Origin of the sequence: Streptomyces longisporus (genome assembly GCF_039532765.1) — a bacterium.
GTDB classification, from domain to species: Bacteria; Actinomycetota; Actinomycetes; order Streptomycetales; family Streptomycetaceae; genus Streptomyces; species Streptomyces longisporus.
Genome location: NZ_BAAASG010000013.1, coordinates 1 through 12964, shown reverse-complemented (window position 1 = coordinate 12964; position 12964 = coordinate 1). Strand labels below are relative to the sequence as shown.

The window sequence follows — 12964 nt, the reverse complement described above, 5'->3', positions numbered from 1 at the left end:
ATGCGGAACCGGCGCACAAGCACCACCGCTTCTCATCTCGTGGGGGCAAAACCGCACACTCTCCTCTTACGATCCCCGCCCCCGAGACCAGTCGCCGTCGATCCTAGGCGAGGTTCCGGACGACTTGGACTACTCAGTCAGTGCCTTGCGCAACCGCTGCTCGTCCACGCGCCAGAAGGTGTGCTGCCGGCCGTCGACGAGAACCACGGGAATCTGCTCCCAATACTGGTCGTGAAGCTGTTGATCCAGGGAGATGTCCTTCGCCTCCCACGTCACCCCCACCTCCGCGCACACCTTCTCCACCACAAGCTGTGCGTCATCACACAGGTGACACCCCGCCTTACGGATGAGAGTGACGCTCCGGCTCGGGGCGTCCTGGGCCTTACGACGGAAGAGGGGACTCATGTCAGCCATTCTCCCGCGAGCGCACGGTCGCGGCACACCCGCGAAAACGCCACGGAAGGGGAGGATCGGATCAGTTCTTTAACGACACGGTCGCGGAGAGTTCACAACGTTCAAACCTCTCGCGTCTGGAGGCACCGAACAAACTGGCTATGCTCACGGACATGGCCGCTCTCGGATGGCTCACTCCCCGTAGGCACTCCGCCACGGCGCGGAGCGTGTTGGCAGGCGAGGCCTCGGCAGAGGCAGCGCGCAAGTCCTCGCAGGACGTCCCCCCGGAGGAACCGGAGTTCCCGGTGCTCGGCGACGATAAGGCCGCAGCCTTCTTCGACCTCGACAACACCGTGATGCAAGGTGCTGCCCTCTTCCACTTCGGGCGGGGCCTGTACAAGCGCAAGTTCTTCGAGACCCGCGACCTCGCCAAGTTCGCCTGGCAGCAGGCGTGGTTCCGGCTGGCCGGCGTCGAGGACCCGGAACACATGCAGGAGGCCCGCGACTCGGCCCTGTCCATCGTGAAGGGCCACCGCGTCGCGGAACTCCAGTCCATCGGCGAGGAGATCTACGACGAGTACATGGCCGAGCGCATCTGGCCGGGCACCCGCGCACTCGCCCAGGCCCACCTGGACGCCGGGCAGAAGGTGTGGCTGGTCACGGCGGCCCCGGTCGAGATCGCCACGGTGATCGCCCGCCGCCTCGGCCTCACCGGCGCGCTGGGCACGGTGGCCGAGTCCGTCGACGGCGTCTACACCGGCAAACTGGTCGGCGAACCCCTCCACGGCCCCGCGAAGGCGGAAGCCGTCCGCGCCCTCGCCTCCGCCGAAGGCCTCGACCTCTCCCGCTGCGCCGCGTACAGCGACTCCCACAACGACATCCCCATGCTGTCGCTGGTCGGCCACCCGTACGCGATCAACCCCGACACCAAGCTCCGCAAACACGCCCGCAAGCTCGACTGGCGCCTCCGTGACTACCGCACCGGCCGCAAGGCAGCCAAGGTGGGCATCCCCGCAGCGGCAGGCGTGGGCGCGGTGGCGGGCGGCACAGCAGCAGCCATCGCCCTCCACAAACGCCGCCGCTGACCCGACTCGCCCGCCCCGGACGAGAAACCACCATCAGGCAACACGACCGCCCCGAGGTCGATTCACCGCTGCGCTGAGCCGCCCCGAGAGCGGAGCGCCGCTGGACAGAACGGCGAATGACCGGCTGCAGCAAACACCCTGCGCCACAAGTCAGCCGGGGCACGGCGGCGGGGGCTGGAAAACATCAACTCCCGCACCACTCCTGATCACACCGCAACCAGCCCTGCCCCGAACACGCCAATCCCCACGACCTGCCCCCACACCCCCTGTCCAGTCCCATTGGCTGCACACGGCCACAACACGCCCCGTTCCCACTCGAAACACGACGCATACCGATCAACAACCAGTCACGCTACGACACTTGAAAGGTCGCCAATCGGTTACAGAAGCGACGTAATCGATGATTTGAGCAACTGGGTGTAGCAGCGCCTGTACGAAGCGTTATTCTCCTCAGACGCAAACCGGTACCCCTCCGTCGCTACGACGGGTGAAAGGTCCCGCACTGCACGTGATGGAAGCTCTGCCTCTGGGAGTCCCGTGTACCCACACGTCGGGGTTGACGCCTCGGGCCTGGCTACGCTGCGCGCAACGGTCCACAACCTGTTGCGCGGCTTCGTCCCCACCGCGTACGCCGTCCCCGCCCTAGCCGTAGCCAGCACCCCCGTCGGCCCGTGCTACGCCCTCGCCGACGGCAGCACCGCCGCCGTCGGCAGACGCAGCCGCGCCGCCGGTGCCACCACCACCCGCCGCCCGGCCGCGGACAGCGACAGCGCCCGGATGATGGACCTCGTCGAACGCGCCCAGGCCGGCGAGGCCGACGCCTTCGGCCGCCTCTACGACCAGTACAGCGACACCGTGTACCGGTACATCTACTACCGCGTCGGCGGCAAAGCCACCGCCGAGGATCTCACCAGCGAGACGTTCCTGCGCGCCCTGCGCCGCATCGGCACCTTCACCTGGCAGGGCCGCGACTTCGGCGCCTGGCTGGTCACCATCGCCCGCAACCTCGTCGCCGACCACTTCAAGTCGAGCCGCTTCCGCCTCGAGGTGACCACCGGCGAGATGCTCGACGCCAACGAGGTCGAGCGCTCCCCCGAGGACTCCGTCCTGGAGTCCCTCTCGAACGCCGCCCTGCTCGACGCCGTGCGACGTCTCAACCCCCAGCAGCAGGAGTGCGTGACGCTCCGCTTCCTCCAGGGCCTCTCCGTCGCCGAGACCGCCCGCGTGATGGGCAAGAACGAGGGCGCCATCAAGACCCTCCAGTACCGAGCCGTACGCACCCTGGCCCGCCTCCTCCCGGACGACGCCCGCTGACGGAACGCCGCACGCCGGACCTGACAGAACACAGCAGTGCACGCTCAGTGACGCCCAACTAGCTGTCAGTGAAAGTCCGTTGACTTCCCGATCCGATCATCCGTCGTCCGTAACCCAAGTGCCGAGACGCTCGTTGTGCGGGATGCAGGCTCCCTGTGGTCACTCCCTGGCCGTCTCCGATCACTCGATCGTGTGGATGTGGTCAGAGCGTGCAACCCTCAGGACCCCCTGGGGAGTCGACCGTCATCACGAGAGGAGGTGCCGCCAGTGATCGCGAACGTATCGGCACACCGGCGGGCGAACGCCTTCGCCCAGGCCCTGGAGGAGCAGCCGGACCAGGGCACGGCGGCCGAGCAGTCCGAAGGACCGGCCCCGGCCCCGGCTGCTGCGGAACAGACCGAGCAGGGCCGTCTGTTGGCCCTCGCGGAGTGTCTCGGCGAGCTGCCCAGACCGGAGCTCGACCCCGAGGTCAAGGTCGTCCAACGAGCACAACTGGTGGCCGCGTTCGAGGCCATGGTGCAGGAGGGCGGCGCCGGCGGCGAGGCGGCAGACACCGCGGTACCCGAACAGCGCTCCCGTGGCGCGCACCGCGCGAGCCCACTGGGCAAGCTGCGACCGCGGTCGCGGCTGACCAAGGGCCTGGCCGCGGGCGGGCTCAGCGTCGGGGTCGCGGCGGGCGCCTTCGGCGGAGTCGCGGCCGCAAGCTCGGACGCCCTGCCCGGCGATTCGCTCTACGGACTCAAACGCGGCATCGAGGACTTCAAGCTCAACTACCTGTCCGAAGGGGACGACGAGCGCGGAGTGGCCTACCTCGATCAGGCCTCCACCCGGCTGGCCGAGGCCCGCCGCCTGATGGAGCGCGGCCGCGGCGGCGGCCACCTCGATCACGAGTCCGTCGGGGAGATCCGCCGCACCTTGTCGGGCATGACGCGGGACGCGTCCGAGGGCCACCGGCTGCTGCACGAGGCGTACGAGCGGGACCCCGGGTCCCTCGGCCCCATCCAGGCCCTGTCCGCCTTCTCCCGTTCGCACCGCGAGGTCTGGGGCGCACTCCGCCAGAAACTCCCGGTCCAGCTGGGAGACGTCAGCAGCCAGGTGTCGTCGGTGTTCGCCGCCATAGACGAAGAGGTCGCCCCGCTGCAGTCCCTGCTGCCCCCGTCCGCGGCCCACGGCGGCGGCCACGGCAAGCACCACGGCTCGGGTCCGGCGTCCAAGGGCACACCCGGCTCCGGCAGGGGATCCGCGACCTCCGGCAGCGGCAGCGGCTCCTCCAAACACAGCCACTCCAGCAGCCCCAGCCAGTCGACCGGCTCCACCGGCGAGGGCCTCCTCGGAGGCAGCACCGGCGGCCTGCTCGAGCCGCCCAAGGACACCGGCAGCGCCTCCCCGTCGTCCACCAAGTCCCCGTCCACCGAACCGGACGTGACGATCCCGCCCCTACTCCCGGGCCTGCTCCCCGGCCTCGGCATCGAGGGCAACGAGACAAACCAGTAGCCCGTACGGCAACGGGGGCGCCCCTCTCCAGGGGGGCGCCCCCGTTGCCGTACGGGAAAACCTCAGAAGAACACCGACCGCCGCTGCACCAACAACTTGTACAGCGTGTGCTGGATCTGCTCCCTCACCTGGTCCGTGAGGTTGAACATCAGCATCGGGTCCTCCGCCGCCTCCGGCGGATAGCCGTCCGTCGGGATCGGCTCTCCGAACTGGATCGTCCACTTCGTCGGGAGCGGCACCGCACCGAGCGGACCGAACCACGGGAACGTCGGCGTCAGCGGGAAGTACGGGAAGCCCAGCAGGCGGGCCAGGGTCTTCGCGTTGCCGATCATCGGGTAGATCTCCTCCGCCCCGACGATCGAGCAGGGGATGATCGGCGTGCCGTGGCGCAGGGCGGTGGAGACGAAGCCGCCGCGGCCGAAGCGCTGGAGCTTGTAGCGCTCGCTGAAGGGCTTGCCGATGCCCTTGAAGCCCTCCGGCATGACCCCGACCAGCTCGCCCTGCCCCAGCAGCCGCTCGGCGTCCTCCGCGCAGGCCAGGGTGTGGCCGAGCTTGCGGGCCAGTTCGTTGACCACCGGCAGCATGAAGACGAGATCCGCCGCGAGCAGACGCAGATGCCGGTCTGCGGGATGGTTGTCGTGCACGGCGACCTGCATCATCAGGCCGTCCAGCGGGAGCGTCCCCGAGTGGTTGGCGACGATCAGCGCGCCGCCCTCCGACGGGATGTTCTCGATGCCCTTCACCTCGACCCGGAAGTACTTCTCGTACACCGGCCGCAGCAGGGACATCAGGACCTGGTCGGTCAACTCCTCGTCGTAGCCGAAGTCGTCGACCTCGTAGTCGCCCGTGAGGCGGCGGCGCAGGAAGCTCAGGCCGCTCGCGACGCGCCGTTCCAGCCCGCCGTCGTGCTGCGGCCGCTGGGGCGGCTGTTCCTCATGCGTCACAGGAACATCATCCTGCGTGCGCGCCCTGCTGGGCAGGGGCTGGACGTCGCCGACCAGCGCGGGTTCCGTGGTCTTGCGTCGGCTCCCCGCGCCCCGGCGCCGCGGCGGCCGCTGTACGGCGCTCCCACGGGACCGGTCGTCGTCGAACGGAATGACCTTGGCATCCGCCATCGTTGATGCGCTCCTCAGTTGGCGCTCTGCGTCGGGGGGTGGCCGCTGCCCGGCAGGGACAGCGCGGCGATCCGGTCGACGGCCCCCGCAAGGGCCTCCGGCGGCAGGAGCCCGGGTCCGTGACTGCGCGCGAAGTCCGCGAACGTCTCCGCGGTCGTGTACTTCGGCTTGAATCCGAGCGTCTCACGCATCTGGTCCGTCGCCACGACCCGACCGTGGGTCAGCAGCCGGATCTGTTCGGGCGAGAAGTCCGTCATACCCAGCGTACGCACCAGGGAGCCCGCCCAGGTGACCGCGGGCAGCAGCAGCGGCACCGTGGGCCTGCCGAGCCGCCTGGAGCACTGGGAGAGCAGCAGGACGCCGTCGCCGGCGATGTTGAACGTGCCGCTGTTGAGCGTGCCCCGCTCCGGCTCGTGCGAGGCGATCCGCAGCACCTCGATCACGTCGTCCTCGTGCACGAACTGCAGCCGCGGGTCGTACCCGAACACGGTCGGCAGGACCGGCAGCGCGAAGTAGGAGGCGAGCGGCGTGTCGGCCGTGGGCCCCAGGATGTTCGCGAACCGCAGCACGCACACGGCCACATCCGGCCGCCGCCGCGCGAAGCCCCGTACATACCCCTCGACCTCGACGGTGTCCTTGGCGAAGCCTCCGCTCGGGAGGGACTTGGGCGGGGTGGTCTCGGTGAACACCGCGGGATCACGGGGCGCGGACCCGTACACGTTCGTACTGGACTTCACGACGAGCCGTTTCACGGTCGGCGACTTCTGGCAGGCGCCGAGCAGCTGCATCGTGCCGATGACGTTGGTTTCCTTGATCGCGGTCCGGCTGCCGCTGCCGAGCCCGGTCGCGCTCACATCCATGTGGACGACCGTGTCGGCGCCCGTCTCGGCCAGCACGCGCGCGATGGTGGGCTGCCGGATGTCGGCCTGGATGAAGTCGGCACCGCCCAGGTGGTGCTCGGGTGGGACCGCGTCCACGGCGACGACCCGGTCCACCTGCGGGTCACGCTGGATCCGTCGTACGAACCGGCCCCCAAGCCTGCGGGCCACTCCGGTCACGAGCACGACCTTGCCCAAGATCTGCGCCTTCCTTCCAGCCCATCCGATACTCGTAGCCTGCCGCGTTCCCCGTGTGCGGCCAACTTAGCGGGTCGATGTTGCGCTGTGATGACCACCCAATGCACGAAGTGACGACATCCACAGACGTACGAACAGACCAAGCCATGTGAAACCCGTGCGTACGCACGGGCCTTGCGCGAGGTCCCGTGCGCTTCTGGGAGCTTCTGTGAACTCCAAACGCATGTGGCCCCCCACCGGTTGCGGTGGGGGGCCACAGAACACGCTCCTGGAGCGTCGCCTACTTCTTGTTGCGACGCTGAACGCGCGTGCGCTTGAGCAGCTTGCGGTGCTTCTTCTTGGCCATCCGCTTGCGCCGCTTCTTGATAACAGAGCCCACGACTACCCTCGCTCACTTCTCATCACTCGGTGCTGGGCGCCATGGGCCCATACGACCTACGAGGGGTCAGCCTACCCGCCCGAGCGCTGAGGTCGTAATCGAGGGTGCCGGGGGAGATCCAGAAGAGCCCTGAGGATCCCCCCGGGGATCGCCGTCAGGCGGTTTCCACCCCCACGTAGCTCTCGCGGAGGTACTCGTGAACCGCGTTCTCGGGGACGCGGAAGGACCGCCCCACCCTGATCGCGGGCAGATGACCGCTGTGCACCAAGCGGTACACGGTCATCTTCGACACTCGCATCACCGAGGCGACCTCCGCCACGGTAAGGAACTGAACCTCGCTCAGAGGCCTCTGCTCAGCAGCCATGACACACCTGAACCTTCCGCACTCGACGGCCACCGGCTTCCCCTTCCGGTGACTCTTCGTCGCTGCGTGCTCACTCCCCAATGTAGGGGCGGGTGATGCGAGTGGGGAAGAGGTGCACCCATCGGCGGCCTACTGTGACAGACACGCTCGATTGAGTACGTAGCGGGTAAGCGGCCGGTAGTAATCAGACCGCACAGCGTCATCAAGTGGAACGACGACGGACACGGACCCCTCGGCCTCTCCCACGAAGAGCGCGGGGTCGTCCGTATCGGCCAGCCCAATGGCCTCGAACCCCAGCTGACCTGCCCCGCAGACCCAGCCGTGGTCCCCGACGACCAGCTCGGGTAGCGGCCCGCCGGCCTCGGCCGCCGCGGCCAGCGCGATACGAACCGGGAGCGGTGAATGCGTGTGTGCGCCGGTCGCACAACCGGGGCGAGACGTGCCGGGTTCCCGCACCAGCGCGACTCCTTGTACGTAGTCAAGGTTGTACGTACGTAGACCGAACCGGGTCGTTATGTCGACACAGTGACCATGCGCCGGTGTGAGGACAGTACATCCCGCCGCCGACAACGCCTCCGCCAAGGCGGCGTAGAACCCGAGCAGCCGGTGCGGGTGACCGGTGCCGAGGAGCACAGGGGCGCTGCGCTGCGCGGCTGCGGCCAGACGGTCCGCGAAGGCATCCAGAGCGGTCAGAGTCCGCTCCGGATCGATCACGTCATGGCCGGAGACATGCCGTGGATCGGCCGAAACCCCACACTTGTCCGCCATCAACTCGATCAGATCCCGCTGCGCCCATGTCCATTCGGGATCGAGTCCGATCAGCACGCGGGGGTCACCGGCAGCGAACAGTCGATAGCTGCGCAGGCTCTCCTCCCGGGAGGTGGCCACGGGCCCGGCGAGACGGGCGGCCAGGAGATGGGCCCGCAGGGCTCCGGTGCTCAACACACATCGATGGTGGCGGACGGGCCCGGCCGGGGGCATGCGAACGCGTAAACACCGCACAGTTGGCGTAACGGCTCTTGTGACACTGGTGACAGAACAGGGACACAACAGCCCACAACCGTCGAAGCGGCTCCCTGGTCTCACTCTGCGTGGACGGCAACGACCAACCGTCCGCACCGCATTGGCCAACACATCACCAGGGGGAACACCATGAACCTGTCCCGTCGCGCCACGACCGCCGCCGCACTCACCGTGCTGGCGCTCGGCGGCACGGTCGCCGCCACCGCTCCGGCCTCGGCGGCCACCACCGCCAGGGCCGCAGCCGCGTCGTACAACGGTGCCTGCGGCGCCGGCTACAAGGTCATCGACTCCACCCCGGTCGGCAACTCCGGCAAGGTGTTCCTGACCTGGAACGAGTCGACCGGCAAGAACTGCGCCGTGACCATCCGCAACACCACGGGCGCCAGGACTTACATGCAGGTCACCTTGAAGGCCATCGACAGCAGCGAGCCCGTCGCCAAGGACTCCGGCCAGTACACGAGCTACGCCGGCCCCGTCTACATCAACGGCCGTGGCCACTGCGTCGCGTGGGGCGGCACCATCGGCACCGCCTCGGCCGGCGACTCGGGCCACTGCAGCTGACACGACACCGGGGGCGGGCCGCTGCGCCCGCCCCCGGGACCGTCTCTACGCCAGCAACCCCCGCAACGGAAACACAGCCCGCCGAGTAGCCAGCACCGCCTGGTCCAACCGGTCCGCAGGGTCGTACCCCGCCTCCCAGGAGGGGTACGACACCGGCCACCGCCCATCAGTCATCCGCGCCGGCGCCAACTGCCGCGTCCGCGCGAACACTTCCTGCCGCCACCCCTCCGGGATCACGGCCTCCGGCGCGATCTCCCGCCCCGCCGCGATCCCCACGAGATGCGTCCACGACCGCGGCACGACCTCGACCACCGCGTAACCACCACCACCCAGCGCAACCCACTTCCCGTCGGCGTACGCGTGCGCAAGCTCGTGGCAGGCGACCTGCACGGCCCGCTGCGCATCCAGCGACACCGCCAGATGCGCCAGCGGATCCTCGAAGTGCGTATCGGCCCCGTGCTGGGTCACCAGCACCTGCGGCCGGAAATCGGCGATCAGTTCCGGTACGACGGCATGGAAGGCCCGCAGCCACCCGGCGTCCCCGGTCCCGGCCGGCAGCGCCACATTGACGGCCGAGCCCTCAGCCGAGTCGGCCCCGGTCTCCTCCGGCCACCCGGTCTGCGGAAACAACGTCCGCGGATGCTCGTGCAGCGAGATCGTCAGCACCCGCGGGTCGTCCCAGAAGGCCGCCTGCACACCGTCGCCGTGATGCACGTCCACATCGACGTACGCGACCCGCTCGGCGCCCAGCTCCAGCAGCCGGGCGATCGCCAGCGAGGCGTCGTTGTAGATGCAGAACCCCGAGGCACTCCCCGGCATCGCATGATGCAGCCCGCCCGCGAAGTTCACCGCGTGCAGCGCGTCCCCGCGCCACACCGCCTCCGCGGCCCCCACCGACTGCCCCGCGATCAGGGCGGACACCTCGTGCATCCCGGCGAAGGCGGGATCGTCCATCGTGCCCAGCCCGTACGCCCCGTCCGCCGCCTCCGGATCCGCCGACGCCACCTTCACGGCGTCGACGTAGTCCTCCCGGTGGACGAGCCGCAGGGTCGACTCCCCGGCGGGCTTCGCCGCCACCACCCCGACCTCCTTGTCGAGCCCGAAGGCATCGACAAGACGCCTGGTCAGGGCGAGCCGGACCGGATCCATTGGGTGGTCCGGACCGAAGTCATAGCCCGTTACTGCCTCGTCCCACATCAGCTGTGCGCGGCCGCTCATGCCCGCCACCGTATCGGTCCGGTTGAGGAGCGAACGACCTGGCGTAGACCACGGTCACCAGCACCAACACCATCGGTACGGCCATGGCCCCGCGGTAGCTCCACGCATCCCCCAGCGCACCCACCAGCGGCGAGCCGATCAGAAAGCCGACGTAGTTGAACACATTCAGCCGCGCGACCGCCGCATCGGAGGCATGCGGGAACAACCGCCCGGCCGCCGCAAAGGTCTGCGGCACCAGCACACACAGCCCCAGCCCCAGCAGCGTGAACCCGAGCATCCCCACCCATGCCCCCGGCGCGAGGGCCACCACCGCGAACCCCAGCGCCGCCACCAGCGCCCCCAGCCGAACGACCGCCACCGCCCCGAAGCGCCGTACCCCCAGGTCCCCGAGCGACCGCCCCACCAGCGTGGTCACCATGTAGACGTTGTACGGCACGGTCGACAGCTGCTCCGAACTCCCGAGAACGTCCTTCAGATACTTGGCGCTCCAGTTGGAGACGGTCGAGTCCCCGATGTACGCGAAGGTCATCACCAGACACAGCGGCAGCAGCAGCTTGAAGACGACGGACTGCCCCTGCGCCCGGCCCTCCCCCTCTTCCACGACGCCGGCGGAGGCACCGGAGTCGACGTACCACCGGCTCCCGACCAGCGTGGCCGGCAACAGCACCGCGACGACCGGCAGATACGACACCCACAGCGCCAGATGCCAGTGCGCCCCCACCCAGGCCAGCGAGGCCCCCACGATCCCGCCCAGGCTGAACGCCGCATGGAAGCTGAGCATGATGCTGCGCCCGTACGCCCTCTGCAGGCTCACCCCGAGCATGTTCATCGAGGCGTCGAGCCCGCCCACCGCCAGCCCGAAGGCCCCCAGCGCGATCCCCAGCTCGGCCAGGTGATCCCCGGACCCGACGCCGAGGAGCGCCAGGAGCACCACGGGCTGCAGGCACCGCAGCAGCAGACCGGGCCGTATCCGCTTCACCAGCTGCTCGGTCGTCACACTCCCGACGCCCGCCAGGATCGGCACGGCGGCCAGGAAAACGGGCAGCAGCGCGTCGGAGACCCCGTACCGGTCCTGAATGGCCGGGATCCGGGTCACCAGAAGGGCGAAGGTGGCGCCCTGAGCAAGGAAGCTGAACGCCAAAGAGGCCCTACCGCGCCGCAGCACATCTGTCATGGCGGCGAGCGTAGGGCCCCGGGCTACCTGTGGGTAGATCAAGCCAAAGATGAATTTCCCTCAGCTTTACTTTCTCGGTCAGGCGGCGACGGCGACGGCGTCCCGAGCGGCCGCTTCTTCGGCCTCCGCCTCGGCGCGGAGCATCTCCTCCATCGGCCCGGCGGCCAGCCCACCGCTGACGAGGAAGGTCAGCACCATCACACCGGCCATCACGACGCCTCCGAGCCAGACCATGGTGTCGACCGGGACGGTGTACGCCCCCACGATCCGCGCCACGCACTCGGCGAGCAGCGCCACGCCCCAGACCACGGAGAACGTCCGCTCCTTGCGCAGGAAGTCGGCCGAGGCCGCCGCCCGGCCCGAGGCCAGTCGCTGCCACGCGGCCTCCTTCTTGGGGTCACCCTTCACCAGGAAGGGCTTCATCCCGGCGGTCATCATCGGCCGGCCGAGAGCCACCGAGACCAGGATGCCGATACCGACGGTGCTGCTGACCGCACTGTCCTTGGCGAGCATCAGCCGCGGGTCACCGGAGACGAAGCTCAGCAGCAGGGAGACCACGTTCACTACGAGGATCAGACCCGCCAGCCCGTTGGTCCTGCGCTCCTTCACCACGCTCCAGACGGTCCGCGCCGCGGGGACGACGCTGCTCCAGGCGAGCGCCGCGAAGGTGCTCATCCCGAAGGCGTCCTTGAACAGGTAGTACGAACCGAGCGGGACCGCCACATCCACGATCAGCGGGCGGAGGTTGTCGAGCGCGCTGGGAGTCTGGTTGCTGCTCTGGCCCTGGGCCACCGTGTTCGTCGTCATGCCCTCAGCTTCGCGTGCGGCACCCGGTCGCCAGTAGAAACGATCGTCCGGAGCTCGGCATGACAAATGTCAGCCGCCCACCGATGCCGACGTCATACGAGCAGGTCAGACAACTCCCCCAGATCACTGAAGAGTTGCGTTGCCCCGACGAGCCGCTCGGCCGGCGTCATGGCGGTGAACCCGTACACATCCATCCCGGCCGCGACAGCCGCCTGCACCCCCAGCGGACTGTCCTCGACGACCACACAACGCTCCGGCGCGACCCCCATCCGCTCGGCGGCGTAGAGGAACAGGTCCGGCGCCGGCTTCCCCCGCCCCACATCCTGCGAACTGAAGACCCGCCCGTCATCGAACCACCGGTCCAGCCCGGTCTTCCGATGCCCCACCCGAATCCGCTCATGACTCCCGGAGGACGCGACACAGTACGGCACCCCGTCAGCGGCCAGCTTCTCCACGAGACCGACGGCCCCGGCAACCGGCTCCAACTCCCGCTCGAACGCCTCGAATACCCGCGCATGGAAGACGTCGTCGAAGTCCTCCGGAAGCCGCTGCCCGGTCCGCTCCTCGATCAGGTCATGGATCCGGTGCATCGCAGAGCCCATGTAGTCGCGAAGGGAGTCCTCGTACGAGGTCTGGTGCCCCAGCTCGGTGAGGCAGGCGGCCAGGAGCCGGTTGGAGATGGGCTCGCTGTCGACGAGGACTCCGTCATTGTCGAAGATCACGAGGTCATAGCGCATAACTCGAGCCTAAACGCAGAAAACCCCCGCACCGAATGGTGCGGGGGTTTTCTCAAAAATTGTTCGGCGGCGTCCTACTCTCCCACAGGGTCCCCCCTGCAGTACCATCGGCGCTGTAAGGCTTAGCTTCCGGGTTCGGAATGTAACCGGGCGTTTCCCTGACGCTATAACCACCGAAACACTATGAAGTTACGACCGGAAAAAACACAGTCGTTGCCTCAGAA

Annotated in this window: 14 protein-coding genes and 1 rRNA gene; 4 read left to right on the top strand and 11 right to left on the bottom strand. The window is 68.6% G+C overall.

Features of this window, described 5'->3' with window-relative positions:
• Nucleotides 1-129: 129 nt before the first annotated feature.
• The gene (locus tag ABD355_RS28040) at nucleotides 130-405 is read right to left on the bottom strand and encodes a glutaredoxin family protein (RefSeq protein ID WP_344403495.1); all 276 of its coding nucleotides are present in this window, start codon (nucleotides 403-405) and stop codon (nucleotides 130-132) included.
• Nucleotides 406-566: 161 nt separating this feature from the next.
• On the opposite strand from ABD355_RS28040, the gene ABD355_RS28035 reads away from it, so the two are divergent.
• From ABD355_RS28035 to ABD355_RS28025, 3 genes are all read left to right on the top strand, one after another.
• Nucleotides 567-1478: an HAD family hydrolase gene (locus ABD355_RS28035; protein WP_344403494.1), complete on the top strand. Its 912-nt coding sequence runs from the start codon at nucleotides 567-569 to the stop codon at nucleotides 1476-1478.
• Nucleotides 1479-2015: 537 nt separating this feature from the next.
• Nucleotides 2016-2792 (top strand): ECF subfamily RNA polymerase sigma factor, BldN family, encoded by a 777-nt coding sequence (locus ABD355_RS28030; RefSeq protein ID WP_275781229.1) that lies wholly within the window; start codon nucleotides 2016-2018, stop codon nucleotides 2790-2792.
• 267 nt (nucleotides 2793-3059) lie between these two features.
• Nucleotides 3060-4286 (top strand): DUF5667 domain-containing protein, encoded by a 1227-nt coding sequence (locus ABD355_RS28025; protein ID WP_344403493.1) that lies wholly within the window; start codon nucleotides 3060-3062, stop codon nucleotides 4284-4286.
• Nucleotides 4287-4348: 62 nt separating this feature from the next.
• On the opposite strand, the gene ABD355_RS28020 is transcribed toward ABD355_RS28025, so the two are convergent.
• From ABD355_RS28020 to ABD355_RS28000, 5 genes are all read right to left on the bottom strand, one after another.
• Nucleotides 4349-5401: a lysophospholipid acyltransferase family protein gene (locus tag ABD355_RS28020; protein WP_344403492.1), complete on the bottom strand. Its 1053-nt coding sequence runs from the start codon at nucleotides 5399-5401 to the stop codon at nucleotides 4349-4351.
• 14 nt (nucleotides 5402-5415) lie between these two features.
• A complete protein-coding gene (locus ABD355_RS28015; RefSeq protein ID WP_344403491.1) occupies nucleotides 5416-6477 on the bottom strand; it encodes an NAD-dependent epimerase/dehydratase family protein in 1062 nt (353 codons plus the stop codon).
• 280 nt (nucleotides 6478-6757) lie between these two features.
• A complete protein-coding gene (locus ABD355_RS28010) occupies nucleotides 6758-6856 on the bottom strand; it encodes a 30S ribosomal protein bS22 (protein ID WP_003948845.1) in 99 nt (32 codons plus the stop codon).
• 154 nt (nucleotides 6857-7010) lie between these two features.
• Nucleotides 7011-7220: a helix-turn-helix domain-containing protein gene (locus ABD355_RS28005; protein WP_016437488.1), complete on the bottom strand. Its 210-nt coding sequence runs from the start codon at nucleotides 7218-7220 to the stop codon at nucleotides 7011-7013.
• A gap of 129 nt (nucleotides 7221-7349) precedes the next feature.
• Nucleotides 7350-8165: a phosphatase gene (locus ABD355_RS28000; RefSeq protein WP_344403490.1), complete on the bottom strand. Its 816-nt coding sequence runs from the start codon at nucleotides 8163-8165 to the stop codon at nucleotides 7350-7352.
• Between the two features lie 207 nt (nucleotides 8166-8372).
• Between ABD355_RS28000 and ABD355_RS27995 the strand changes: the two genes are divergently transcribed.
• On the top strand, nucleotides 8373-8804 hold the full coding sequence (locus tag ABD355_RS27995; RefSeq protein WP_344403489.1) for a spore-associated protein A: 432 nt from the start codon (nucleotides 8373-8375) through the stop codon (nucleotides 8802-8804).
• A gap of 45 nt (nucleotides 8805-8849) precedes the next feature.
• Here ABD355_RS27995 and ABD355_RS27990 read toward each other — a convergent pair whose 3' ends face one another.
• The 5 genes from ABD355_RS27990 to rrf form a co-directional block, all read right to left on the bottom strand.
• Nucleotides 8850-10022: an acetoin utilization protein AcuC gene (locus tag ABD355_RS27990; RefSeq protein WP_344403488.1), complete on the bottom strand. Its 1173-nt coding sequence runs from the start codon at nucleotides 10020-10022 to the stop codon at nucleotides 8850-8852.
• On the bottom strand, nucleotides 9973-11196 hold the full coding sequence (locus ABD355_RS27985; protein ID WP_344403487.1) for an MFS transporter: 1224 nt from the start codon (nucleotides 11194-11196) through the stop codon (nucleotides 9973-9975). Before ABD355_RS27985 ends, ABD355_RS27990 begins: the two co-directional genes overlap by 50 nt.
• A gap of 78 nt (nucleotides 11197-11274) precedes the next feature.
• On the bottom strand, nucleotides 11275-12003 hold the full coding sequence (locus ABD355_RS27980) for a VC0807 family protein (protein ID WP_344403485.1): 729 nt from the start codon (nucleotides 12001-12003) through the stop codon (nucleotides 11275-11277).
• A gap of 92 nt (nucleotides 12004-12095) precedes the next feature.
• The gene (locus ABD355_RS27975; protein WP_344403484.1) at nucleotides 12096-12740 is read right to left on the bottom strand and encodes an HAD family hydrolase; all 645 of its coding nucleotides are present in this window, start codon (nucleotides 12738-12740) and stop codon (nucleotides 12096-12098) included.
• Between the two features lie 61 nt (nucleotides 12741-12801).
• A 5S ribosomal RNA gene (rrf, locus tag ABD355_RS27970) occupies nucleotides 12802-12918 on the bottom strand.
• Nucleotides 12919-12964 lie beyond the last annotated feature (46 nt).

Excerpts from the sequence above, each read along its gene's own strand:
- ABD355_RS28005 (WP_016437488.1), bottom strand. The coding sequence starts at position 7,220 with ATGGCTGCTGAGCAGAGGCCTCTGAGCGAGGTTCAGTTCCTTACCGTG.
- ABD355_RS27985 (WP_344403487.1), bottom strand. The coding sequence starts at position 11,196 with ATGACAGATGTGCTGCGGCGCGGTAGGGCCTCTTTGGCGTTCAGCTTC.
- ABD355_RS27975 (WP_344403484.1), bottom strand. The coding sequence starts at position 12,740 with ATGCGCTATGACCTCGTGATCTTCGACAATGACGGAGTCCTCGTCGAC.
- ABD355_RS27990 (WP_344403488.1), bottom strand. The coding sequence starts at position 10,022 with ATGAGCGGCCGCGCACAGCTGATGTGGGACGAGGCAGTAACGGGCTAT.
- ABD355_RS28020 (WP_344403492.1), bottom strand. The coding sequence starts at position 5,401 with ATGGCGGATGCCAAGGTCATTCCGTTCGACGACGACCGGTCCCGTGGG.
- ABD355_RS28040 (WP_344403495.1), bottom strand. The coding sequence starts at position 405 with ATGAGTCCCCTCTTCCGTCGTAAGGCCCAGGACGCCCCGAGCCGGAGC.
- ABD355_RS28035 (WP_344403494.1), top strand. The coding sequence starts at position 567 with ATGGCCGCTCTCGGATGGCTCACTCCCCGTAGGCACTCCGCCACGGCG.
- ABD355_RS27980 (WP_344403485.1), bottom strand. The coding sequence starts at position 12,003 with ATGACGACGAACACGGTGGCCCAGGGCCAGAGCAGCAACCAGACTCCC.
- ABD355_RS27995 (WP_344403489.1), top strand. The coding sequence starts at position 8,373 with ATGAACCTGTCCCGTCGCGCCACGACCGCCGCCGCACTCACCGTGCTG.